The organism is Frankia sp. AiPs1 (genome assembly GCF_023716945.1).
Classification (GTDB): Bacteria; Actinomycetota; Actinomycetes; order Frankiales; family Frankiaceae; genus Frankia.
In genome coordinates this window covers 1-24,588 of record NZ_JAMQQF010000025.1, presented here as the reverse complement: position 1 = coordinate 24,588, position 24,588 = coordinate 1, and the positions used below count along the sequence as shown (strand labels likewise).

The window sequence follows — 24,588 nt, the reverse complement described above, 5'->3', positions numbered from 1 at the left end:
AGATCATCCCATGGAATTGAATTTCCGGACAGAGAAGCAAGAAACGATTGCCGAGCCCTGGCTGCGCTACGAACATTCGATTGCAAGCCTTATCAAATCCTTAGACTCAACCGCCGAGGTATCTCACAACCAGAAGATTCACGGCCATCTCAGCAAGAGCTTGCGGCAGGTTGACGTTTGGGCGCAGGGAACTGTCGCGGGAATCCAAATATCAATTGCTGTCGAATGCAAGAGGCATCAAAGGAAGATCGACACGGGCATCGTAGATCAGTTCGTTGGAAAACTTCTAGACCTGAAAGCCGATCGAGGAATTATCTACTCGCATTCGGGATTCACCGACAATGCTGTGACCAGGGCGGTTTGTGCAAGCAGCCCATTCGTTCTCGCGGTATCGTTGGAGACTCCGGAGGTTGTCACAAACCAGCGTGGAGTTCCTGGCTACCCGGCCGACCTCCTAGCTCAGGAGTCCGCTCCACAGTGGATCGAAGAACTCGACCGAGATGCATTCAGGAGGTTCTTGGAGGCTGGAGAATGGTCCAAGTTCTGGAGTTGACCTCCAGTAAACTGCGGGCAGGTTCGGCGACCAGCGGCACTTAGGGAACTCGCTCGTAGGCAGCCAGAACTATGAATAGTAGCGGCTATCCGCATAGGCCGGACGGGCGCATGTTCTGCACCGGCGGTTGTTAGCGGATGGCTATAAATGAGTGCACGAAGATCTCATAGTCCCCGGCCGGTTCGCCGAACTTACGGAATTGAGTGATCCAGCCATGGTGCGGTGATCCGGCCGATACTCGCCGTCGCGCACGCCAGGGGGCAGAAAAGCGCTCAGGGGCACGCCAGCGGGCGGCCGAGAGACAGAGCCAGTTGCAGCGGACAGCCCGACCCGTCCACCCTGCCAGCGGCGAGACTTTCTGTGGTCACCCGTCGAAAGCATTGGCAGCAACATCAAGATCTCTACTGATCATCGGCGGGACGGACGCGGCTCGCGCCTCGCGTCGGTCATCAGCCCACACGAGCCGAGTAGGTGTACCCAAACTCTGTACCCAAGCCCGCGGACACCGGCGGACGAGCGTGGACACGGACGGAGCCCATACCCAGGTCGAGCCGGCAGAGCGGACCTCCAGGGACGTCTACGGATGAACCGCCCGCTACTCTTAATCCGCGGGTTCGGGGTTCAAGTCCCTGACGGCGCACCCGCTCCCACCAGGCATTTCAGCCACTCCGGCCGGTCCGCCGGAGTGCTTCAGCCAGCCAGACCGGCAGCCGCAGGTACGCGCCGCGTCGTTCATTCTCGGTGCCTTCCTGCCAGTTACCGCTACTCAGCCCGGCGGCGCCACATCTGACGACGCAGCCGAAGCATCACCCGCCCCCGGCTTCGAGTCGACCCCGGCGAGACGGCTCAGAAGCAACCGCACCGCGCTCAGCGCCTCGGCGTAGCCGGCCTTGTACGCCTCCTGCTCCCCGGACGTCATCCACCGCGCCCGATCCGGCACCAAAGCCGACATCGGCGACGGCCCCCATGCACACTGCCGGGGTCGGTCCACGCAGCAGGCCCCTCGGCAGCGAGCTCTTCCCGACCCAGTCCCGCCGGGGTCTGGAGACGCAAGCCGCCGACGGGCAGGTCCGGGGGGACCTGCCCTCACAGCACGGCCCACCGCCGTCGCCGGACAACCTCGCCATCAGCCGACCGCACCCGAGGATAGGCGGCCAGGGCGAGCAACGTCGCCGACAGCACTGGCGGGGTGGGGGCCGGCAGCGTCGGAATCGCCGAGCGCGGCCGGGAGAACCGAACTAGGCGGCAGCGGATCATTCAGGTGGGAATCGCCCGAATCGGGCCGTCTTCCCTGCATTTAGCAATGGCGCGCCCGGAAACCCTACCGCAGCGGTTTGGTCTGCCTCGCCCACTGCAGCCAACCCCAGATCCCGGCGCCCCCGGCCGTCTCGAAGGATGCGGGCGTCGCAAACCACCGCAAATGAGTCGGACCGAGACAGCGGTTGCCCGCGATGCCAGCACGAGCCAGAAGAACAGCCGTGACCACGCGCGAAAAGATCGCTCGCGGCGGCCCGCAAGGGAAAACCGTAGCAACGAGACGTGCCGTCGGCAGCCGCCGAATGCGCCGAGCCGCCGCCGTTGCTCGCGCGCACACGGTCCGTCGGCGAACACCGGGTCTGATCCGGCCCCGGAGAACCAGACGTGCAGAGGATGTCAATGATTTCTATAGATCATGACAGAAATCTGTCGGCTACACGACACTTCCTGGCGAAATTCGCCATACCCCTCGAAGTGATCACCATTCCAGGATCCTGACCAGGCGATTCCCTTCGACGCCCGCCATCGCCCAAGCGTTGGGCGAGCGTTGGCGCATGCTGAGCCTTGGTTAATATTCAGTAGCCGCAGAAGCGGGTCGGGGATCGCAGGCGCTGTATCGGCAGCGCGCTGGAAAGACACCCAGAATTTTTGGTGCTATCTATGGCCAGCGTTTGATTCTGGCTTCTACTGTCGCGCCGATGATGCCGGCAGAGCTATCAGACGCAGAGCAGGAAGCGATGGGGGACGATGGCTGTGGCGACGCGCCGCCAGAAGCGGCGAAAGATACTCGTGGGCGGAACGGGCAGCGTGCCGGTCGTGGCCTGGCTAACCCTGTCCGTTGCATGGTTCGTGGTTCCGCTTTACCTAGCGGCCGTGCTGACCGTGCGATTGCTGGCGTGGCCAACTATATGCAGGGCGTACCGGACGTGGCCTACCGCTGACCTCACGTGTGAGGCATTGGTCAACGGCAGGATGGCTGGATGCGGCAGCCACCGGGAGAAGAAGACGCGCGACCTGTGGGCCGTCCTCGGTCCACGACATCCCCGCTCCCCACTACGGGCTGCGCTTCGCCTAGCCAGCCGGCGTCGGTCAACTTCGGAAAGCCTGCCGGAGCTGCCCGGTGCACCGATACGCGTGACGTTCGAGAACGCGCTGATCATCTACGGAATCTGTGTGTGTATGGCGACGGCCACGGCTGGAGTCGTCGCCCGCGTCCTGATCGGCTGACACGGATACGGACCCCGCCACGGCCAGGCACACCGTCCATTCGAGTCATCTCGACGCGCGGGACCAACTGTCTTTACATCCGCTCCTTTCATCGATCCAGGAGGAATCGAAAAAATGGCCCGGAGAATCTGGGTTCCCCTCATGAACGGGGTGGGAACAGGGTTCGTGGATACTGGCGCCGAGGTCAGGGATCTTCCCGGATCTCCTTCACTGCCACGATCGCGGTGACTGTGACCCTTGCGGTTGGCGGCGCGAGCACCGCCGTCTCGGCAGGTGGAGGGGCCTCGGTGGCGCGCTCGCCGGCGCAGGCGCAGTCGGCTCGTAGCTGTGGCCAGCCCCGGCAGTGCACTGAAGGCGAGGTCACCATCAACGACCTGCGTTCAATCGAGGTACGCCTGGCGCGTAAGGGCCTTCAGGCCAGTGGCCAGCTGCAACACGACGGCGCCCACTGCTCCGAGCATTCCTATGGAAAAGTGCTGGAATTCTTCCACCGGCAGCCATGTGCCGATCTTTATCGCGCGCAATTCCAGGGCCGAGACCGAAAGGGCGACGTAGTCCTGATCGCGGTCTCCTGGGTCCGGATGGCCGACCAGGGAGGCGCCGTCGCCTACCGGCAACTGGTCGACACCTACGGAACCGGTAACGTAACCGAGCTGTCACGGGAGGGCGGACGTTACCGCACGGTCCGCTACACCGCTCGAAAATACGCTTCAGGTCGCCGGAACAACGTCGTTGTCAATGCGCAGGCGGAACCAGTCGTCCGAGGCTGGGGGGGCCTTGCCCTCACGACCATCGTCAACGAGGCTGTCCGGTGACATGGCGGCTGTCGACCGAGACATGGCCGTGCCCGGCAGCTTTCGCGACCAGCAGGGCGCCCTGTAAGGCGGGAGCCTGAGCGGCGAGCACGGCGTGGCCTCGTGCAGATAGTCGTGGGCGACAGTTTCGCTCGGCAAGTTAGCTCGGCGGTGTTCGCCACCACTCACCGGGTCGCGGGGCCTCTTGAAGCTGGTCTTCGGTCGACCAGCCCCTGGGCGATGCGCTGGTCGGCGCTACGCAGAGCCGCCCGCTACCGAGCGTTGGACGACTTCGAACTCCAGCAGGGACGAGCCGGAGGCCACTGGACGTGCGCGCTCGCCGGAGTGCGCCTCCATGGCCGGGCCGGTGAGCCAGGCCTGGAAGGACTCCTCGCTGTCCCAGTGGGTCACGACGAAGTACCGGTCGTCGCCCTTCACCGGGCGCAGCAGCTCGAACGAGACGAAGCCGGGCTGGCCGTCCACCGCATGCAGGCGGTTGGCGAAGCGCTTCTCCAGCTCGGGGCCGGCGCCCTCGGGAACCTCGATGGCATTGATCTTCACAACGGTCACCCGTTCAGCGTAGGCCCCATCCCGGGAGCCGTTGCAGGGCACGGCGACGTCGACCGGGACGCGCCGCGTTTCTCGGTGGTGCGGCGCCGGCGTGGATGCTCACGCAGCCGCGGCGGGGTCGAAGGACTGCACAGATGTTCAACGTCTTGAACCGACGCCTCGTCGACTGAACGGCCGTTGACGGTCGACGTAGTGCAGATCACACTCTCCCTGACCGCTTCCGCGGGAGAAGTGCGACACCAATCCGCCTCGGAGCGGAGTCGTCGGATGCGACGGGGGCCTCTTCCACCGCGGTCGTCCCGTGCCAAGCCGCCGGCCCGACCATGCCGGCCCGACCATGCCGAGTCGACGACCTCGAAGGGACGACCTCATGAGCAGCATCAGGCGTTATCCGGATCTTTACCTCGGGGGCAAGTGGGTCGCGCCGCTGCGGTCGGACACGCTGGAGGCCATCAACCCGGCCACCGAAGAGGTGATCGGCGTGGTTCCAGAGGCCGGCGAGGACGACGTCCGGCGGGCCATCGCCGCCGCCCGCGTGGCGTTCGACGAGGGGCCGTGGCCGCGCAGTTCGCCCCGCGAGCGGGCAGCCGTCTTACGACGAATGGCCGAGATCATGCGTCGACGGCAGGACGAGATCGTGGCCCTGGACATCGCCGAGGTCGGTCGCGCCCGGCTGCTGGCGGAGTCCATCTTCGTCGAGATTCCGTTGGAGCACTGGGAGGACATGGCGGATCGGGTGCTCCCGTCGTACGAGTTCGAGCAGGCCATTCCGCCGCAGGTGAATGACTTCGGCGTCGGGCAGGGAGTGGTGCTCCGTGAGCCCTACGGGGTCGCCTCCATCATCACTCCCTACAACGCGCCGTTCTTCCTCGCTCTTTTCAAGCTGGCGCCTGCGCTGGCCGCGGGATGTACGACCATTCTCAAACCGTCCCCGAACACCCCGCTGTCGGCCTTCCTGCTGGCCGAGATCGCCGAGGAGGCGGGCCTGCCCGCCGGCGTCCTGAACGTCGTCACCGGCTCCCCGGAGGTCGGCGCGCTGCTGACCTCCCACCCTGCGGTCGACCTGGTGAGCTTCACCGGCTCGGACGCCGTGGGACGGCTGATCATGGGTCAGGCCTCCCCGACGCTGAAGAAGGTCGTCCTCGAACTCGGCGGCAAGTCGGCGAACATCGTCTGCGAGGACGCCGACCTCGACAAGGTGATCCCCAGCGTGCTGATGGCCATCACGGTGACCTGCGGCCAGGGCTGCGCCAACCTCACCCGGACCCTGGTGCACGAGTCCCTGCACGACGAACTCGTCGCCCGGCTCAAGATCGCGCTCGACCAGGTGACCATGGGCGACCCGGCCGACCCGGCGGTGACGATGGGTCCGCTGATCAGCGCGGCCCAGCGCCGGCGCGTCGAGGACCTCATCCGTGTCGGCGTGGACGAGGGCGCCCAGATCGTGCATGGCGGGGGTCGGCCGGCGCACCTTGACAAGGGCTTCTTCCTCGAACCGACGGTCTTCGTCGATGTCGACAACACGATGGCGATCGCGCAACGGGAATTCTTCGGCCCGGTCAACGTCGTCATCCCCTTCCGCACCGACGACGAGGCGGTCCGGCTGGCCAACCAGAGCGACTACGGCCTGGCCGGCGGCGTCTGGTCGGGCGATCCCGTCCGGGCCTACCGCATCGGCGCCCGGCTGCGCACCGGCATGGTGTCCCTCAACGGCGGCAGCCCCGGCCTGACCCCCCACGCCCCGTTCGGGGGCTACAAGTCCAGCGGCATCGGCCGGGAGTGGGGGAAGTGGGGCCTGGAGGAGTTCCTGCAGCACAAGGCGATGCTCTGGCCGATGGCAACCGGCTGACCGGCTACCGGCTGATGGCGGCGCAGCGCTCGGCCACCGAGGGCTCGGCGCCCGCGTCTACACCGGCGGCAACCACATCGTCTCCGCGACCTCGGGCATCGACAGGCACACCCTGGCTCACAAGCTGGCGACGACCGCCGCCGTGCCACTTCGATGATGTTCGGTCATCCCGTCGTGGAGCACCGGGTCCCTGGCCGTCAGCACTGGCAACGACACGGTGACCTTGTGGGATCTGTCGACGCGTGGCCCTCCTGCCCTGTCGACGAGCTGCCCTACCGCCCGGTCTGCAGATGACGGATCAGCCCGGCACTCAGCGGTTCTCCCACGGATTCCGGTGAGCCTCGGTCCGCCGGGGCTCGTCGGGCAGGAGGCCCGACAGGACCGAGCCGAGGATGGCGTCGAGGGCGTCCACCTGGGCGTCGGTGAGGGCGTCGAAGACGCTGGCGCGGACGAAGGCAACGTGTGCCGGGGCGGCGCGCTCGATCGCGGCCCGGCCCTGCTCGGTCAGCGCCACCAGGGCGCCGCGGCCGTCGTCGGCGCACTCCTCCCGGGCGACCAGGCCGCGGCGCGCCATCCGGGAGACGTGGTGGGACAGCCGGCTCTGCTCCCAGGACAGCTCGCGGGCGAGCCGGGTCACCCGAAGACGCCCGGCGGGGACGTCGGTGAGGCGGACGAGGACCTCGTAGTCGGCGAGCGAGATCCCCGCGTCGGCGGCGAGCTGGCGGTTCATCTGCGCGGTGAGCTGGCTGGTCATGAGCAGGTAGCGACGCCAGACCCGCTGCTCGCGCTCGTCGAGCCACCGCACCGGCTCCGCCGGGAATGCGCCGCCCGCAGATCTGCTTGACATGTCATCTACCTTAATGACACGTCATGAAGATGGGAAGGGTCCATCATGGCCAGCGTGACCCCGCAGCCCACGGTCGCCATCCGTCGCGCCGCCGAGCGCCCGGCGACGAAGATCGACTGGCTCGACTCGAAGCACTCCTTCTCCTTCGGCCACCACTACGACCCGGCCAACACCCACCACGGGCTGCTGCTGGTCAGCAACGACGACACGGTGCGCGCGGGCGCGGGGTTCGAGACCCACCCGCACCGCGACATGGAGATCGTCACCTGGGTGCTGCGCGGCTCGCTGGTCCACCAGGACTCGACCGGGACCTCGGGTGTCATCTACCCGGGGCTGGCGCAGCGGATGAGCGCCGGGCGGGGCATCCTGCACTCGGAGAAGAACGACGCGTGGCGCCTCGCCGGTGGCGGTGAGCCGCACGACGAGCCGGTGCACTTCGTCCAGATGTGGGTCGTGCCCGACGAGCAGGGCATCACCCCGGGCTACGAGCAGCTCGAGATCGACGGCGAGCTCCTCGGCGGCGGCCTCGTCCCGGTCGCCTCCGGGATGGCGCGGCACGACGGCGCCAGCGCGATCCGGATCCGCAACCGGTACGCGGCGCTGCACGTCGCCCGACTCGGCACCGGGCAGAGCGTCGAGCTACCCGACGCCCCCTACCTGCACCTGTTCGTCGCCCGCGGCGAAGTCACGCTGGAGGGGGCCGGCCCGCTGCAGGAAGGTGACGCGGTCCGGTTCACCGGCGTCGGCGCCCAGCGGGTCACGGGCGTCAAGCCCGCCGAGGTCCTGGTCTGGGAGATGCACGCCGCCCTGAGCCGCTGAGCCCCCCGCGCCGCCGAGCCAACGAGCCGCCGAGCCGCCGAGCCGGCGAGCCCGGCCCGGCCCAGCCGGCTCGCGAGCACGGCGATGGGGAAACTCGTCAACCTGCTGGCAATAGGCTTTCCGCCCGGCTGAATCGACCTGGCGGCCGGCGAATCCGTCCTGTCCCCGCGCCGCCCGGCCGGCAAACGTGCGACACTTGACGGTACGGACAGGGGCCGACACAACGGCCGCCTTGGACAGCGCACCCAGACGTGTCGGACACACCCGCGGGCGCCCGCACCGCGCGGAATCGGCGGAAAGCGAGTTTCCCATGCCCGGTCCCGAGCCACTGATCGAGTCGGCGCTCGTCGATCTCGGCACAACGAGCCTCGCCGAGCTTCGCAGCCGCGACGACCAGCGGCTACAAAACGCGATGGACCGGATAATAGAAAACATCGACGGCCTGAATGACCGGTTCAGCGGTTTCTCAAAGCAAGGGAAACTTTCGTGACCTCGGAAGCGGTCCGGGCCAGTCCACCGGACCGTTTCCTGCTCGGCCCGCATCGGCTGGCCGCCCGTGACTTCGACGCGCTCGCCTCCGGCGGTGCAGACGTGGCGGTGCTCCGCCAGCTTCGGGCCTCCGAGCACAGTCAACGGCTCCTGCTGTTACGGACGCTGCTGGACACGGTGCGCGGGCGCCTGGACGCGTTCGGACCGCTGCCGACCGCCGACCAGGCCTGGGATCTGCTGGTACAGACCGAGCGCTCGGACGCGGCGCAGGTGGCGGCCGTCCTCGACTACCCGGCTACGGGGCTGTGGGCCGCGCTGACACTGCGCCGGCTGCGTGGTCGTCGCTTCGACGACTCCCCGCTCTGGGTGGAGGTCGGACACCTGCACGCGATCGCCGCCGCCGCCGCGATCCGGGCCGGCCTCTCGTTCCGGACGTTGCTGCCGGTACGGCGCGGCATCGTCGTGCTTCCCACCCTCGGGCATGCCCGCCTCCCGGGGCTTGGGCCGTGGGAGACCGCTGAACTCGTGGTCGGCGACCGGCCGCCTCGCCTCGTCACCGCCCAACACGAGGTGTTCTGCGCCGACGACGCCCGGGATGCCGCCTGGTTGCCGCTGTCCACCATCACCGTCGAGCCCGACGGCAGCCGGCTACGAGCGGTCGTCGACGACATGGACCCTTACCGGCACGTCGTCCACTCCGCGATGCCGGTGCCGCTGCAGGACGGGGAGCGGGAACGGTGGCGAACTGTCTTCGCGGGCGCGTGGCGGATTCTGGCGCGGGACCATCCAGACCAGGCCGTCGAGGTCACCGAACTTCTGCGTTCCGTGGTTCCGACCGCCGCCGCCCCGCGCTTTCTTGCGGGCAGCGCCTCCTCGGGGGACGCTTTCGGCAGTGCCCTGCTTTCCGTGCCGGATGGCGACATCCAGCTGGCCGCGACCCTCGTCCACGAGATGCAGCACGCCAAGCTCGGCGCCCTGTTACATCTGGTCGACCTGTACACGCCGGGAGACGGCGCGCGTTTCTACACCCCGTGGCGGGATGACCCGCGACCGGTCGGCGGCGTGCTCCAGGGAATTTACGCCTTCCTCGGGGTGACCCGCTTCTGGCGCCGGCAACGGGTCGTTTCGGCGGGAAATCGGGCCGCGGCCGCGCACTTCGAGTTTGCCCTCTGGCGCGAGGGCGTGCGCCGGGCCACCGACGTCGTCCTGGACCGCCCGGAACTCACCGCCCTGGGTCACCGGTTCCTGGCCAACCTGTCCACGGTGCTGGCCGGCTGGCTGACCGAGCCCGTGCCGGGCGCCGTTCTCCGGTTGGCCCAGGCGGTACACGACGACCACCGGTCGGGGTGGCGGCTGCACCATCTTCGGCCGCGGGACGAGGCGGTGGCCGACCTGGCCGAGGCGTGGACCGACGGCCGGCGGCCGCCGGCGGACGCCCTGCACGCGGCGCCGTCGCTGTCCGCCGATCCGAAGGTGGCCGGGCTGGCGGCACGCGCGGTGCTGGTTCGTCATCTCCTGCACGACGGGCGGCCGCCGCGCACCTGGCCGCCCAGCTCCGCCGACCTGGGGCGGCAGGTTCGCGGGGCGATCCCGGCGGATCTTGCCTGGCTCGCCGGGGACGCGCCCGCGGCCACCGCCGGGTTCGAGCAGACCCTCGATCGGGCGCCGGCGGATCCCCACGCATGGACCGGCCTCGGGCTCGCCGCCCGGGACTCCTCGGACGACAGCGCCGCCCTCGCCCTCGTGGAACGCCCCGAGCTGGTACGGGCGGTGCACCGGGTGCTCAGCGCGGGCGGGCGGGTCGACCCACCCGCCCGGCTGGAGCTCGCCCGCTGGCTCGGCCGCGACCTGCGCGTCCGGTCGAGCGCCCGCGAGGGCCTGGCCCAGCTGGACCGATCACAGGGGCATCGGGTCGATGTCGCAGTCCGCCCGAACCCAGCCGGCGGCGTTGCGGGTGGCTGGGTGATCGACTCCTAGTACCTCGCCCATCCTGCGCACCGTGGCCGTCTGCAGATCCTCGGCCTCCTGGGCCCGGCCCAGCCGGCGCAGATCCATCGCGAGGTTGGACTGCGCGGCCAGGGTCGTCGGGTGCGCGGCGCCGAGGAGCCGCGGCGAGCGCGCCACCACCTCGGCGTCCAGCTCCCTGGCCTCCTCGACCGCACCCAACGCGTAGTGGTCGCTGGCGAGGTTGATCTGCGCGATGAGGGTGGAGGGATGGTCCTCGCCCAGTGACTCGCGCAGGCCGGCGACGGCGTCGACGTCGATCGAGTAGGCCGCCGCGACCTCGCCGCCCAGCCGGTGGGTGACACCGAGGTTGACCGCTGCCGCCAGCGTGTGTGGATGCCCTGGTCCGAGGACCTCCTGGTACCGCTTCAGGGTGTCCTCGCACAGCTCCCGGGCCTGAGCGAGGTCGCCGGTGTGGCGCAGGTCCATGGACATGCACAGCGACGTGGCGAGGGTGTCCGGATAGTTCAGGTCGTAGCGGGTGGCGAGGCGCACGCGGACGTCGCGGGACTCGTCGAGCGCGCCGGCGTGGTCACCTGCCTTGCGCCGGGCGACCGCCAGGTTGCGCCGGGCCTGCAGCAGCTGGTGGCTGTTCTCCCCCTGGGCCCGGAAGGCGGCGCGGAACCGATCCACCAGCTCCTCCTGCTGGAGGCGGGCGGCCAGATACTCGCCGAGCTCGCGCTGGTCGGTGTTGATGCCGCTGGTCGTGATCAGCGTCGGGATCGCGTTCGCCCCCAGCTGCGCCTGCTGCCGTTCCAGGGTCTCGACGGCAAGCTCGCGTGCCCTGTCGAAACGGCCGAGCAACCGGTGGGAGACCGTGACATTGTGCGCGGCGGTCAACGTCGCCGGCTCGTCCGGGCCCAGGATGCGCACCGACCGGTCGTGCACCAGCTCGGAGAGGACGAGCGACTCGGCGAAGGAGCCCTGCACCCGCTTGTCCGCGGCCACCGCACCCAGCGACTCCAGGGTGACCTCGTGCTCCTCGCCGTACACCCGCCGGCAGGCGTCCAGCACGCGCTCGTTGAGCTCCGCGGCCTCCCGGAACCGGCCGATCACGAACAGGATGTAGCTGAGCCAGCCGGCCATCAGCAGGGTCTGGCCGTCATCCGGGCCGAGCATCCGCGACCAGATGGCATAGCCGTCGCGGGTGAGCGCATGGGCGGCCTGGTGCTCGCCCCACTGGTACAGGTATCGCACCTCGTTGAGGTACAGCTCCCGCACCCAGGTGTCGCTGCTGCGCACCGCCTCGGACGCGAGCACATGCGGGTACAGCTCGGCGTAACGGGACCAGTTCTCCGGGCTGACGGCGTCGGCGGGGTCGCTGGCGAGCAGCAGCGCGTGCGCGCCCCGCCGCATGGTCTCCCGCTCCGCCTCGGGCATCCGGTCGATCAGCACCTTCTGGACCAGTCGGTGCATCTGGAAGGAACCTGCCCGGTGGTCCAGCTTCATCAGGGAGTACCGGGTGACCTCCCGGATGGCGCGGCCGAGGGCGACGGGATCGCGCAGGGCGGCGTCGAGCTCCGGCACGATCATCGTGCTGCGCGCGCGGGTGAACAGCTGGCGGGAGATGCCCTCCGGGGCGAGGAAGGCGCAGACCTGCAACAGCCGCAGCGAGGCCGGATTCTTCTCAGCCAACCGGTCCAGCGAGACACTCCACGCCGCGGTCACCGACCGATCGGCGCGCTGGCCGGGCTCGAACGGCTCGTCCTCCCGGAAGAGCTCACCGGCCTTGGTTTCGAGCAGTTGCAGGTACTCGTCGACCGGCATGCCGGTCTCGACCCGCCAGGTGGCGGCCTGGTCGATCGCCAACGGCAGGTCGCCCAGCGCCTCGGCCAGCCGGTTGGCGTCATCGTCGGTCAGCGTGTCGTCCCGCCGCTGCAGCAGCGCCCTGCTCTCGGAGCGCGCGAAGACCGCGACCTCCAGCGGCCGCGCGACCGCGTCCCAGCGGGAGTCACGCGAGGTCACCAGCACGTGGCCCTCGGCGCCGGGGGTCGGGAAGTACTCGACGATCCGGCTCGGATCCTCCGCATTGTCGAACACGAGCAGCCACCGGTGATACGGCTGGCCGATCCGCAACGCCTCGCGGACCGCCGGCACCACGGTGTTCGCTTCCAGCCCGGCGTCGAGCCGCAGGGCCGGGGCAAGGCCGGCCAGCGCCTGCACGATCTGCGCGCTGTGTTCCGCCGGTATCCACCAGATCAGCTCGTAGTCGGCCTGGTAGCGGTAGACGTACTCGACGGCGAGCTGCGACTTCCCGACGCCGCCCAGGCCGTGCAGGGCCTCCGGCAGCACCGCCGTGGTGCCGTCGCCCAGACGACGGTGGAGTTCCCGCAACAGATCGCCACGGCCGGTGAAGTGCGGATTACGCTGGGGGACGGCTCCTCCCAGGACCGCAGGCACGGTGCTCTCGCTCCGCGCCGCTCGCCCCGATGTTGTCGCGGTGCTCGACGTCACGAGCTCGCTGCCTCCTCTGCTGTCGGTTCCCGGGTCCACCGCGCGGCCGGGCGGGACGGCGCTGTCTGCATCAGGCCGAGGTGCGGGCGGGCGTCCATCTCTGATCTCACTACCCATGGTCATACCTCGGACACTAGCCGTAGCAATTACTGGTGATGGTGGTCGTTGCGGCGTCTCCCGCCCGGGCACGGCTCCCAGCAGGGCGCCGAGCCGGCGGGACCGGCGGGTGAACCGCCCGGCGACGCTGGCCAGCACCGTCTGCTCGACGGCCAGGAAGGGGCGGTTCGCCTCGACGAGCACCGGCAGGCCCACCTCCTCCGGCCGCTCGCTGGCCAGCACGAGATCGATCTCCCGCAACGCGTCCACCTCGGCACCGAGTGCCCCGGCCGCGACCCGCAACACCTGCAGCGCCGAGGTCCGTTCGCCGTGCGCGAGGAGCTCCTCGCGCACCCCGTCCACGAACTCCAGCGCGATCTCCGCTGCGGATCGGGGTCCCCGCCGCACGTCTCCGCGAGGTCCGCGCACGGGCGCCAGGACGCCGCTGCCCAGAACCTCGCTGAGATGTCGGCGGCCGGCGGCCGGCACCATGTCCAGCACCAGCCGGAGCACCGGCCACGTCAGTGGCGCGGCTGCCAGCGCAACAGCCAGCGTGAAGGCCGCCGGTGAGGCCTGTTGCCGGAACCGGTCGACCCGCTGCCGCGGGGTGGGCTGGGACCCGGGCGGCTCGGGTGGCTCGGGTGGACGCGGGCGCGGGACGGGCCCGGCCAGCACCGCACGCAGCTCGGTCGGCCGGGCGGGTTCGGCGCTCACCATCTCGGCCCAGGTGGCCAACCAGTCGGGGGCGAGCTCGAGGACGGGGACCGGCAGGACGTCGGCCAGTTCCCGTTGGGTCAGGCCGACGAGCACGGAATCCCAGCTACGGGTGAAGCCCCAGCGGGGCGGTGCACCCTCGGCGCCGCCCTGGGCCGGCACCATCCGTACCCGTTGCGGCCGCAGGCCGCCCCACCGCCACATGCGTTCCGGCAGCAGGTTGACCAGCGCGACCGGACCGGACCGGGACCATCGGTGCAGCACCGGCGCGATCACGTCGGAGCGCCAGGCCGGTGCCAGCGTGTCCGTCACGATCCAGACGATCTGACGGCCGGACGGCACGTGGCTCGCCGTCGCCGGTGCGCCGACCCCACCACGGGTCGCCCGCAACACCACCTGCTCGGGGCGCTGAACCGAGGTGTCGAGATAGCTGACCCGCACGTCCCGGAACCGGGCCTGTTCCAACAGCCGGGCCAGGCCGGGCACGAGATCGAGCCACAGCGTCATCGAGGGGCTGTCGTCGACCACGAGATGGATCTCGTAGCACGGCTCCATCCGCGCCCGCCTGACCGGTACGCCGAGCCGGTCCGCGGCGAACCGCTCGGCCGTGGCCGGCTCGTCCAACTCCCAGTGGTCGACGGCGGGCACCAGACGGTACAGGCCGCGCAACGCGCGGTGAAACGACAACGGGTCCGGCACGGCCGACTCGGGGTGCGGCTCGGCCAGGTAGCGGCGTGCGGCCGGCCGCCCGTCCTGGTAGCGCACGGCGGCGCGCGGATCGACCACCGAGAGGTCCACCTCGATACCACCCGGGGTCGGACCAGCACCGATCGGACCAGCACCGATCGGACTGGCGCCGGTCGGTGGGGTGCCGGTCGGCGGGGTGGAGCCCGACGGAGCCGAGGGCGATCGGGACCGGTCGGGCCGCGACGGATCGACAGGCGGCGGCTCGCCGGACGGCGGGCCGGGTGGCGACGGGTCCCCGGCCGACGGGTCCCCGGCCGACGGGTCGAGCGGGGGCAGGTCGAGCGGAGACGGGTCGACGGGCGGCAGTTCGACGGGCGGCGGGTCCACGGGCGGCGTCCCCGGTCGCGGACCCTGCGCCCCGGACGGCGCGCTGCTGGCCGGGGGCAGCTCCACCGCGGACCACAACCACAGCGTCTCCGCGAGCTCCCGGGCGGGATCGCCGTCTCGCGCCGTCTCGTCGTGTGCGGGGGAACCGGAACGGTCGACGCCACTCACCAGGTGCCCAGCGGAGGCGACAACTCGTGCCAGACGGCCTCCAGGAGATCGAGCCAGGTTGCTTCGTCACCGTCGAACGCGCCGGCCGCGGCGAGATGCGCGGCGTTGAGCAACTGGTCGGCGGCCAGCCCACCGCCGACCTGCTCGCGACGCCGCTCGAACCGCTCGATGAGCTGGGCCCGCGACGGGGAGTCCGCCGGGAAGTGCGCGGCGACCAGTGCGGCGAGTCCGGCGGTATCCGGATGCGGCAGGTCCAGCAGGGTGCATCGGCGACGGAAAGCCGGCGAGAACTCCCGTTCCCGGTTGCTGGTCATCACGACAATCGGGAAGGCTTTACACCTGACCACACCGTCGCTGACCACCGCGGTCCGCTGCTGGTCCGCGGTGTGGACCTCGACCTCGGGCGCCGCGGCACCCAGCCGGGACAGCTCCGGGAGCAGGAACTCACCATCCTCGAAAATGTTGAGCAGATCGTTGGCGAACGCGAAATCACTCTTGTCGAGTTCGTCGACCAGCAACACTCGTGGCAGCCGCTGCGGGAGAAGCGCGGTACCGAGCGGGCCGAGGCGGATGTACTCACCGATGGACGTCGCGACCGGGCCACGATTTCCGCTGGTGGACTCCTCTGGACGGGCCCGAGCCAGCCGGTGTGTGGGCGCCCCGCGGGCCTGCACCGCTGCCTGCGCCCGCCCGATGGCGTCGTACTCGTACAGGCCGTCCCGGATTGTGGTGCGACTGGTGATCGGCCATTTCAGCACGTTGCCCAGGCCGAGCTCACTGGCGATCAGAAAGGCCAGGCCGGATTTCCCCACCCCGGGAGGGCCGTTGACCAGAAGCGGCCGACGGAGATGGATGGCGGCGTTCACCAGCGATATGTGTACCGGTTTGAGCAGCGGGGACGGCGTCCTGCCCAGTCTTCGCCGGGCCTCCCGCTCGTCGGTGGCCGGCGGTGCCAGTAGCGGGCCACCGTCGAAGTCGCGCCACGGCGGCGGCGAGGGCCATCGAGCGTCCCTTTCGGCGGGGTCCAGCGGGCGACCGGTGCCCCGGAACAGCCACCAGCCAGGCGCTTCCGTCACGACGTTGTCTTCGGTGCTCACGGACCGTTCCCCCCTGGAACGTCGGTTCGCCGCGGATCATCCCATAGGAGCGCGATCTGACGGCCGAGGTGATGGTGACGGGCATGGACGGCGACCCGCTGGGAGTCCAGCCGTAGGCGGTGCGCGGCGCGGGGTAGGTCCGCCGTCTCGTGGTCGTTGAGACAGGCGCGCAAAATCTCGTCCGTCTCCGCCACCGGGTGGTTCTCGGATCGCCGCCAGATGATGCCGGCGATCCCGGCGGACAGCCCGACGAGCAGCTCCTCCATCCCGCGGCTGCCGATCCGCGGCGGCCCGCTGAGCACCAGCACCATCAGGTGCATGTTGGCGCGCAATTCGGCCTTCAGGCTGAGCCCGTCAAAAGGGGTCAGGGAACTGCACCAGTACGTCACCGTGCCCGCCGGACGTTCGACGTGCTGCCACCGTTCGCGCCACACTCGGTGCCATTCAGACTCTTCCTGCCGTTCAAGGCTACGTAAGGTGACAGAATAGTCAAGCGCCAGCGGCTGCTGGGCTCCGTACCGCTGCTCCTTTCGCCACCACTCGACCTCCACGTGCAGGAGATCGAAGGGAAGGACGAACTCGAGCGCGAGGTCGTCCCGCGTGGTCGACAGGATCCGCTCCACCTGCCGCACCACCGTGCTCACGGCGCCTTCGAGCTCGTCGCGGTCCAACCGTTCGTGGCGGGCGCCACCGTCGACGATCTGCCTCGGCTGGTAACGCTCCAGGCGCCAGGAGAGGTCGTAGCGGTCGGGCGCCGGCCCGGCACCCTCCAACCGCAGGACCAGGTGCACCGGGGACCGGCCGGCGGGCTCGTCCGCCCGTCGCTCACGCAGACGATCAAGATCGGCCAGGCAGCCGTCCTCCGTCGCCACTCCCCGAACCCAGGCCTCCACCAGCGGCTCGACCTCGCGCTCGAGCCGGTTTGTGTGGATGAGCCGGTCCAGAAACACCAGGTGGGGCGGTGGAAGCCCCGGGGAGGTGCCTCGATTGACGAGATGGACGAATACCTGCCACGCAGTGTCGCAGTACCAGGGGGGTGCCGTCTCGCGGTCGCCGGTGGCGGCCTGGAAATCACGCCGCACGTCCAGCGCCAGATATTCGCCGAGCGCGCCACGCAGTTCGTCCCAGACGTTCACGGTGCCCGCCGGGAGGACCCGGATATCCCGGCCGCGGCTGCCGCGCATCCCGGCGGTGGAACCCTGCCAGGGGATGACGGCCGTGACGGCGGTGTCCGCGGCGTACCAACAGTCGACGAGGTGAGCGAGGTCGGCCGCGAGGCTCGACTCGCCCATCAACGCCCGCACGCTGTCCCGCAGCGCGCCCAGGCCTCGCCGCAGGCGGGAGCACTCCGCCACGAAGCCGAAGAACCACAGGCGACGCCACGCATTCTCCGGTACCTGCAGCGACTCGTCGGCAGCTCGCGCCGTCCGGGCCGCGAGCAGGCGCCTGTTTGATTCCTCCTGGAGCCCGGGCATTTTGTCCAGAAGATCTACGATCTGCTCCTCCAGCCTGAGCCGAAACTCGCCGCTCCGCCCCGGCCATTCCGTCTGCTCCAGCACCAATCCCCCGAGTGAGCAGTCCCCGGAGTGCGCAAGCCGGCCATCCCGGGTCATCTCTGTCCTCAGAGTACTTACCGCGCTGGGACCGGTGAAGCGACCGATGCATCGCGGGGTATCGGCGGACGAAGCGGCAAAGGCTCACCGACGAGCCGAAACACATCGCCGACGAGCAGCGCCGAGGACCGGGGCGGCCGGGTTCAGCCGGTGGAGAACCAGGGATTTGCCGGGTAGTCGGCCGCGGCTGCCCGAAGAATGCGCACCCGCCCGTCCGGGAACGCACCATCGATGACCAGCCGGTTCACTTCCGACCAGAAGGCCTCGCCGCTGCGATCGTGCCTCGGCTGGTGACGGTGCGGAAGCCCGGCGCGTTCCAGTACCCGGCGCGCGGCGGCCGGCTCGCTGTAGCCGTCGGCGAGGGCGGTCACCTCCCCGACGGTCAGGCTCGTCGATGCGGGCCCGGGAAACGGGGGCTTCGGCCGCCGCCCCTCCGCGGCCATGGACCGCCCGTCCGTGGCCGCGGACCGCCCGTCCGTGGCTGCGGACCGCCCGCCGGTGCCGCGCACCAGCAGGTCGACCGCCCGGTACACCCGCCCCCGACCATCCATGCGCCCGACGACCGCGGCCAGGACCTCGAGGCCGCCGTCGTTGGCGCCGCACTCCGCGACGAAGGCGAGCAGCCACTGCCGACGAAACGACACACTCGGCACCTGCAGGGGGAACCCGAGCTGCTCTCCCGTCATCCGGGCGAGCATGTTCAGGCTCACGGGCTCGGCAAACAGCGGCTCAGCGGCCAGGATGTCCACGACCGCCTCGACGATCCTGTCGATCTCGGCGCGGCCCGGTCCCGGCCCGGGCCGGGCGTCACCACCATGCACATCAAGCAGTCTGCCACCGACGTCCACCGCTGCGGCCCGGACCGCCCCCGGCCGTCCACGACACACTGACCCTCGCTACGCAGCTTTGCGATTACTCTCTGTAATAATTGGCCGTGTGCTCCGGGCGGGACCCCGGAGCACAGTGCCTCCTGCTCCTCGTCGGACTCTTCGAACCGGCCGGCCGTGCCGCCCGAACTGAAGCCGGCGAACGCGCCCGCTACGACCCGGCCCGGGGGTGCCCGCGCGGACGCGATCGCCCGCGGCTGCAAGCAGTCCGACGACGGGGACTGGCTGTTCGGCGGCGAGGTGAGCAACCATTCGCGCTCCCTACTAGTCCCCGACGGGGCACCAGGCGTCTGCGTGCCAGCCGTGTCTGCGACCGCAGGAGGCGCGGCTCTGTGGCAGGCCGCCGCCGTTGACCTCCATAACGGCGATGAACTTGTCGGTCGGCGTCTGCTGCTCGAGGCGACCACCGAAGTCGATGAACCCGCCCTCCCCGTCGATGGCATTCGCCCCGTGGATGTCGCTGAGTTCCCGCCACACCGCGGCGGGGCTGATGGGTACCCGGCTGGCGGCGATGCTGCGCAGCGCGCCCTCGACGGTCCGGACGGAGTCGTAGGCGAGGCTGGTGCTGCCGTCCAGGAAGCCGTCGCTGTTCAGCGCGCATTCATCCTCGAAAATTGTCTTCAGCGCGGCGTAGAGGGCGCTATCCGGTTCACACGGCTCCCTGCCGGCGGAGAAGGACAGGTAGTAGTAGGGCAGCGCGGGGAACTCGCGCCGCTTCGTCGCGTCAGCCACGTACCGGGAGATCGCATCGTCGCCGACGATGACCGGTGGTGCCGACTGGCAGTGCCGGTTGATACCTTGCAACACCGTCTCGAAGTCGGTGTTCCGCCCGGCATAGAAGATCATCCCCGGGAAACCACATGCCTGCTTGCCGACGTCGTTCGCCGACGGGGCGTCGACATGCGTCGAGGACGTCGAGACATCCGGGGCGAAGGCCCGGGCCGCCTCGACCTTGAATCCGCTGCCCGGGGCGCTGAACAGCTTCTCCGCGTCTGCGGCGAGGTTGCTGCTGTAGTCGTCACTGGGGTCCGCCGAGTACAGGATCCGGACTTCGGGCGTCAGTCCGGCGCGGGAGGCCAGCTCATTTTTGATGAAAGCTGCCCCGACCTCGACCTCCCGCCGGTTCTGCGGCGAGACCTGAAAGTACATCTTCGAGGCGTCGGCGATGCGGTCCGCCGAAAGTGTGACACCGATCGTCGGGATCCCGGTGGCGGTGAGCTGCCTGATGGCCTCCACGGTCTTGGCGCGGCTTTCATCGAGGCCCAGCACCGCCACGATCGGTGGGCTCTCACGGGACCGCGTTCGCAGCATGTCCGCGACCTCCGGTGAGTGCTGCATGTGTTCGCCGCCGTTGGCCAGGATCACCCGGGTGAGCGGTCCGTCATGGGTACCTGCGGCGAGCTGGGCGTGCTGGGCGCTGGCGACGCCGAGGAGTTGGTCCCGCTGCGAGGTGAACGAGCCGGCGGGCGGCCCGCTCGAGGTCAGCCCCAGCATGTAGACGATCGAGGCATAGGGACGCGACGGATTGAGGAGATGCTGATCTCCCGCATCGCGATTCTGCTTGTAGATCATCTGTTCTACCGGGACGAGAGTGCGATCCGGATCTTTGAAGGCGTAGCCGTATTCACTCAGGCCGATGCACTCAACGCCGATGAGATTCAGCGTAGCCGCGTCGGGGTTGTCGCGGTCGAGGCCGCAGTGCGCCGTGCGCCAGCGCGCGTCGCCGGTACGCCGGCGCGCGTCACTCTGATCGGAGACCTGCAGAGGAAGCCCGATACCGAGCGCGACTCCCGCCACAACCAGGATGGCGGCGACGCGGATGAACCACCGTCGAGACCACAGCGGCGGCGGGTCGAGGGTGAAATTTCGCGCTCTCGCGAGCGCATTCCGGGTTTCCAGGAAATACCTGGTCTGCAGGGTGTCCGCACCGGGCGCGCCGTCGTCGGGATAGGGAAGCGGCACCGGGATGACGAAGGACAGGTACCAGGCCGTCGACAGGCTCTCCCTGCTGTCATTGGCCAGGCGCCCGCTCCAGTCCTCGTAGCTCTGCAGGGGCGCGTCGGTTCCGGCCGGCCGGGAGGGGTCCTCGAGGGAACACCCCCGCAGCCGCGGGGGCACCGAATCACTGACCGCGATGACGAGCAACGGATCGAACTGCGCCGTCTCGTTGCGGACGTCACTGAGCAGGTCGAGGAAACGGAATCCACCGTTACCCCCGTCGACGCCATCCAGCAGGGCCACCGGATAGGCCGTCCGACGCAGCGCGCGCAGGCGCCGACGCCGGTACGCCTGACGCAGATCCACCAGGAAAGCGCCGATCAGAAGCTTCGCGTGAAACTCCTGGACAGCGCGGTTCTGGGGGCTGGTCGCACAGAGCCGTTCGGCAAAGGCGAGGACGGACTCGGGGCCGTTGCGCGCACGGTGGGCTTCGACCCGCAGCCAGGTGAACTCCGCGCCGAACGGCCCGGGCAGCCGGCCGGTCACCTTCAGTCGAAACCAGACCCAGGGAGTGAGGATCCGCAGCCACTGAACCGCGAGGTTCGCGGCGGTCCCGCCGAGGTCGGGCGGGTCTCCACCGGAGGCGTCCCAGCGGCTGCGCTCCCGTTCCCGCAACCTCCGTAGCAGCACCCGGTCCCGGTCGGCGTCCTCGTCGGCGAACGACTGGGCGAGCAGCCAGCAGACAAGCCGGTAACGCGGAAATCGGATGCGCCCAACGCTTTCCCGACCGAGCTCCGCGCGCATGCGCCGCAGAACGGGCAGGACCTCGTCGACCGCATTGCGGGCCTGCGGACCACCCGGCTCAGGTGGATCGTCCGGCTCAGGTGGATCATCCAGCTCCGGAGAGTCGTCGGAACGCGTCCGACGCGGAAGCCGCGGCGCGAAGGAGTAGCGGCTGACCGGCACGCGCCCCGGCCGGGCGTCCGCGAGAGAATCCGCGATCAACGGGGAAATCCTCGCGTCATACTCGTCCACGAGGGACAAGATCGGTAGTCCCTGCCGTATCCCGTCGCGTCGCCGCAGCCTCCGAGTGGTAACGGGGGCCTCGCCGCGCCCTGGCCTGCGTACCAGCACATTGATGAGTGCGAGCAGGTCTGCTATGCCGGGAAAGATCGGCCTCTGGTCGGAACGGGGACGGCGGCCGCCTCGGGACGAGCGGCCCGCGCTGGCAGCCGTCACAACGGTCGTCTCCGCAATCCCCTGTCCATGGACCGCGGAAGAGTCGCGTGCATGGAAACCCCCGTTTTCGTGCTGCGGCCGGTGTAAGGCCGCACCTCGTCAGCCGCAGTTACCGGCTGTTCCCCCATTACCGCCCGTCGGAGTGCGCCACCGTATCGCCGCTCGACGCGCAGCTTGCGACGAACTGGTGTCGACTTCGCGACCAGGAATTATCGCACCGTAGCACAAGCCGGATCGGGACAAATATGAAGCCATTCCGGATTGATGATCACTCCGAGCTGCGCAGGGAGCGGAGGAGAAGGCGGCCGATGCGGGTGAGGAGCAGGGTGCCGGAACCGACGAGGGCGGCGACCACGCCGACGGTCAGGCCGAGTGCCGAGTTCGTGCCCAGGACCTGGAGCACCGCGAACGCGGCGCCGAAAGGCAGGCCCACCACCGCGAGGACGCCGAGGGCGGCGCCGGTCTGCTGGCCCTCCTGCGTCTGGACGATCCGGGTCAGGTCGACGATCTCGGTGAGCACGGCATCGAACCGTTCTGGCAGGTGGTGCTGTTCCTGGTAGGCGGCGAGGATGGTGTTCGCGGGTCCATGGGTGCTGGTGTCACGCAGCCAGTAGATGTTGCGAAACCGGGCGGCGCGGTGGGTCGGCGGTCAAGAAGGTCTGCCGAACCAGTTCCAGGACACGGCGGGTGTAAAGCCCGGTGCCGCAGCCGATATCGATGATCCGGTCCCGCGCCAGATCGGGGCAAGTCGTGACTCCCTCACCGCTCGGGGTTGATCCGCGTGGCAGCCGGCTGCAATGAGATGGCACCTGCGACAGTGCCGCGTTGATCGTTTTCGGCTACGGTGCGGGCATGGGAGTCGGTCACCGCCACAATCAAGGGCACCACCACCACGACCACGACGGGCTTCTCCATGATCACAATGAAGAGCACCATGATCACAAGCGTGGCGCGTTCGGGTGGTGGGCGCGGTTTCGCCATGGTGTCTCGGGAATGGTCGGTGGACACAGCCATGACAGCGCCGAGCAGATCGACGATGCGTTGGAGGCGGACGCCGCCGGTCGGCGCGCCCTGCTGGTCAGCCTGGCCGGTCTCGGTCTGACCGCGGCCGGACAGGCGGTGGTGGTGGCCCTGTCCGGGTCGGTGGCGCTGCTCGGCGACACCCTGCACAACGTTGCCGACGCGCTCACCGCGGTTCCGTTGCTCATCGCGTTCACCGTCGCGCGCCGCCCGGCCACGGCCCGGTTCACCTACGGTTTCGGCCGCGCGGAGGATCTCGCCGGCCTCGCCGTCCTGGCGATGATCACGCTGTCGTGCGTGTTCGCCGCCTGGGCGTCCGTCGACCGGCTGGTCCACCCCGAGCACGTCGACCGGCTGGGGGCGGTCGCCGCGGCTGCGGTCGTCGGCTTCGTCGGCAACGAGATCGTGGCCCGCTACCGCATCCGGGTCGGCCATCAGATCGGTTCCGCCGCGCTCGTCGCCGACGGGCTGCACGCCCGCGCCGACGGCTTCACCAGCCTCGCGGTCCTGCTCGGTGCCGCCGGCGTCGCAGCCGGCTGGCACTGGGCCGACCCCGTGATCGGCCTGGCGATCACGGCCGCGATCCTCGGGGTCCTGCGGTCCGCCGCCCGGGTCGTCGGCGCCCGGCTCATGGACGCCGTCGACCCGGCCGTGGTCGCCGAGGCCACCGGCACCCTGCTGCACACCGAGGGCGTCGAGGCCGTCCGCGAGCTCCGGCTGCGCTGGATCGGGCACACCCTGCGCGCCGAGGCCGACATCACCGTCGACGCGGGCCTCACCCTGACCGCCGCCCATGACGTCGCCCACGCCGCGGAGGCACATCTGCTGCGCCACATCCGCCGACTGTCCGCCGCCACGATCCACACCAGCCCCGCCCGCCACCACCCCGCGGCCACCACCGCCTAGCTGGAGCGCAGCGCCCCATCAGCGCCGTGTCTCGGAGGGCCCCCTTCCCATCCCACGGTCACGTTCCGTGGCGTCTGGCCGCGTGGCTGAGATGGGGCGCGACACGGGGCGCGGCTCGGGGGTCGAGGCGGATGACCTCGACTTCATCGCCCTCGACTCCTCACTCGTCGACCTCGTCCCCGTCGACCAAGGTCGGGACCACCAGGACGGGCCGGCGCGTCCAGTGGATCGTGCGGTGGGAGACCGAGCCGGTGAGCAGCCGTTCCAGGGCGACGCCGGCGCCGCCATGGCGGGTGCCGATGACGATCGCGTAGGCGTCGATGCTGTCGGCGACGGCGAGCAGCTCGGTCGCGGGATCGCCGGCCCGGACGTGGAACCGCCAGCGCACGGGGCTCGCCGCGAGGGTGCGGTCCGCCAGCATGCGGGCCGCCCTGGTCTGGGCGTCCTCCTCGGACTTGAGGAACCGCTCGCACGCGCGCCGGCCGGGCACCGTGGAGACCATCGTGCGGATCTGCGCGGGGCTGAGGGGTCGGACGTGGACGACGTCGAGGTCGGCGTCCAGCCGCTCGGCGAGGTCGACCGCCCAGACGAGTGCGGCGGGAGCGGACTCCCGGGTGTCGACCCCGACCACGACGTGCTGCATGCCTGGAGGGATTCCCCGTGGGCAGTGGCTCAGGCCCCTGCCGACCCGTCAATCGTCACGCGGGCCGGGCGACGAACCGCCGGCCGGGCGGCGAACCGCGGCGAGGCTACGGCTTCCGGGCAATTGCGCCGTACACGCTGACCTGGGCGTCGGTGAGGCCGGGCGGGTCGGGGGCGGCCGGGCGCCAGCGGTGGACCAGCTCGACGCCCGGCTCGATCAGCTCCAGCCCACCGAACAGGCTCTCGACCTCCGTGGGGGGGGGGGGGGGGGGGGGGGGGGGGGGGGGGGGGGGGGGGGGGGGGGGGGCGGGGGGGGGGGGGGGGGGGGGGG

General features: G+C 69.9%; 19 protein-coding genes and 1 pseudogene. 7 read left to right on the top strand and 13 right to left on the bottom strand.

Annotated elements, in window-relative coordinates; all coding sequences use genetic code 11:
* The first annotated feature begins 10 nt into the window (after window positions 1-10).
* The gene (locus tag ND748_RS05275) at window positions 11-553 is read left to right on the top strand and encodes a restriction endonuclease (protein ID WP_251744492.1); all 543 of its coding nucleotides are present in this window, start codon (window positions 11-13) and stop codon (window positions 551-553) included.
* A 766-nt stretch (window positions 554-1,319) separates the two neighbouring features.
* Here the strand turns inward: ND748_RS05275 and ND748_RS05270 are convergent.
* On the bottom strand, window positions 1,320-1,472 hold the full coding sequence (locus ND748_RS05270; RefSeq protein WP_251744490.1) for a hypothetical protein: 153 nt from the start codon (window positions 1,470-1,472) through the stop codon (window positions 1,320-1,322).
* Window positions 1,473-3,261: 1,789 nt separating this feature from the next.
* Here ND748_RS05270 and ND748_RS05265 point away from each other — a divergent pair.
* Window positions 3,262-3,852: a hypothetical protein gene (locus tag ND748_RS05265; RefSeq protein WP_251744488.1), complete on the top strand. Its 591-nt coding sequence runs from the start codon at window positions 3,262-3,264 to the stop codon at window positions 3,850-3,852.
* A 10-nt stretch (window positions 3,853-3,862) separates the two neighbouring features.
* Here ND748_RS05265 and ND748_RS34940 read toward each other — a convergent pair.
* A pseudogene (locus tag ND748_RS34940) lies at window positions 3,863-3,978 on the bottom strand (IS5/IS1182 family transposase); the annotation flags it as partial.
* A 108-nt stretch (window positions 3,979-4,086) separates the two neighbouring features.
* The gene (locus tag ND748_RS05255) at window positions 4,087-4,401 is read right to left on the bottom strand and encodes an antibiotic biosynthesis monooxygenase (RefSeq protein ID WP_251744487.1); all 315 of its coding nucleotides are present in this window, start codon (window positions 4,399-4,401) and stop codon (window positions 4,087-4,089) included.
* Window positions 4,402-4,771: 370 nt separating this feature from the next.
* Here ND748_RS05255 and ND748_RS05250 point away from each other — a divergent pair, with 370 nt between their 5' ends.
* Window positions 4,772-6,250, top strand: coding sequence for an aldehyde dehydrogenase family protein (locus ND748_RS05250; RefSeq protein WP_251744485.1), 1,479 nt, complete (start codon window positions 4,772-4,774; stop codon window positions 6,248-6,250).
* Window positions 6,251-6,560: 310 nt separating this feature from the next.
* Here the strand turns inward: ND748_RS05250 and ND748_RS05245 are convergent, their stop codons facing one another.
* The gene (locus ND748_RS05245) at window positions 6,561-7,097 is read right to left on the bottom strand and encodes a MarR family winged helix-turn-helix transcriptional regulator (protein ID WP_251744484.1); all 537 of its coding nucleotides are present in this window, start codon (window positions 7,095-7,097) and stop codon (window positions 6,561-6,563) included.
* Window positions 7,098-7,142: 45 nt separating this feature from the next.
* Between ND748_RS05245 and ND748_RS05240 the strand changes: the two genes are divergently transcribed.
* From ND748_RS05240 to ND748_RS34490, 3 genes are all read left to right on the top strand, one after another.
* Window positions 7,143-7,916, top strand: a complete 774-nt coding sequence (locus ND748_RS05240; RefSeq protein WP_251744482.1) for a pirin-like bicupin family protein — start codon at window positions 7,143-7,145, stop codon at window positions 7,914-7,916.
* Between the two features lie 310 nt (window positions 7,917-8,226).
* Window positions 8,227-8,406 (top strand): hypothetical protein, encoded by a 180-nt coding sequence (locus ND748_RS05235; RefSeq protein WP_251744480.1) that lies wholly within the window; start codon window positions 8,227-8,229, stop codon window positions 8,404-8,406.
* Window positions 8,403-10,382 carry an HEXXH motif domain-containing protein gene (locus ND748_RS34490; protein WP_251744479.1) on the top strand — a complete coding sequence of 660 codons (1,980 nt, stop codon included), beginning with the start codon at window positions 8,403-8,405 and terminating at the stop codon, window positions 10,380-10,382. The genes ND748_RS05235 and ND748_RS34490 overlap by 4 nt, the downstream gene beginning before the upstream one ends.
* Here ND748_RS34490 and fxsT read toward each other — a convergent pair.
* The 7 genes from fxsT to ND748_RS05195 form a co-directional block, all read right to left on the bottom strand.
* The gene (fxsT, locus tag ND748_RS05225; RefSeq protein ID WP_251744477.1) at window positions 10,302-14,915 is read right to left on the bottom strand and encodes an FxSxx-COOH system tetratricopeptide repeat protein; all 4,614 of its coding nucleotides are present in this window, start codon (window positions 14,913-14,915) and stop codon (window positions 10,302-10,304) included. The genes ND748_RS34490 and fxsT overlap by 81 nt on opposite strands.
* A complete protein-coding gene (locus tag ND748_RS05220) occupies window positions 14,912-16,012 on the bottom strand; it encodes an AAA family ATPase (RefSeq protein ID WP_251744475.1) in 1,101 nt (366 codons plus the stop codon). The genes fxsT and ND748_RS05220 overlap by 4 nt, the downstream gene beginning before the upstream one ends.
* On the bottom strand, window positions 16,009-17,625 hold the full coding sequence (locus ND748_RS05215) for a hypothetical protein (RefSeq protein WP_251744473.1): 1,617 nt from the start codon (window positions 17,623-17,625) through the stop codon (window positions 16,009-16,011). Before ND748_RS05215 ends, ND748_RS05220 begins: the two co-directional genes overlap by 4 nt.
* A 143-nt stretch (window positions 17,626-17,768) precedes the next feature.
* Entirely contained in the window at window positions 17,769-18,473 is a 705-nt protein-coding gene (locus tag ND748_RS05210) for an effector-associated domain EAD1-containing protein (RefSeq protein WP_251744471.1), read from the bottom strand.
* Between the two features lie 303 nt (window positions 18,474-18,776).
* Window positions 18,777-21,455 (bottom strand): hypothetical protein, encoded by a 2,679-nt coding sequence (locus tag ND748_RS05205; RefSeq protein WP_251744469.1) that lies wholly within the window; start codon window positions 21,453-21,455, stop codon window positions 18,777-18,779.
* A 502-nt stretch (window positions 21,456-21,957) separates the two neighbouring features.
* Entirely contained in the window at window positions 21,958-22,209 is a 252-nt protein-coding gene (locus ND748_RS05200; protein ID WP_251744467.1) for a hypothetical protein, read from the bottom strand.
* Between the two features lie 239 nt (window positions 22,210-22,448).
* Window positions 22,449-22,625, bottom strand: a complete 177-nt coding sequence (locus tag ND748_RS05195) for a hypothetical protein (RefSeq protein ID WP_251744466.1) — start codon at window positions 22,623-22,625, stop codon at window positions 22,449-22,451.
* On the opposite strand from ND748_RS05195, the gene ND748_RS05190 reads away from it, so the two are divergent.
* Window positions 22,542-23,615, top strand: coding sequence for a cation diffusion facilitator family transporter (locus tag ND748_RS05190; RefSeq protein ID WP_374215850.1), 1,074 nt, complete (start codon window positions 22,542-22,544; stop codon window positions 23,613-23,615). The genes ND748_RS05195 and ND748_RS05190 overlap by 84 nt on opposite strands.
* A gap of 160 nt (window positions 23,616-23,775) precedes the next feature.
* On the opposite strand, the gene ND748_RS05185 is transcribed toward ND748_RS05190, so the two are convergent.
* Together ND748_RS05185 and ND748_RS05180 are read right to left on the bottom strand one after the other, a co-directional pair.
* Entirely contained in the window at window positions 23,776-24,258 is a 483-nt protein-coding gene (locus ND748_RS05185) for a universal stress protein (RefSeq protein WP_251744462.1), read from the bottom strand.
* Between the two features lie 106 nt (window positions 24,259-24,364).
* Window positions 24,365-24,588 (bottom strand): SAM-dependent methyltransferase (locus ND748_RS05180; RefSeq protein ID WP_251744460.1); only part of this gene is annotated, 224 nt, incomplete at its 5' end.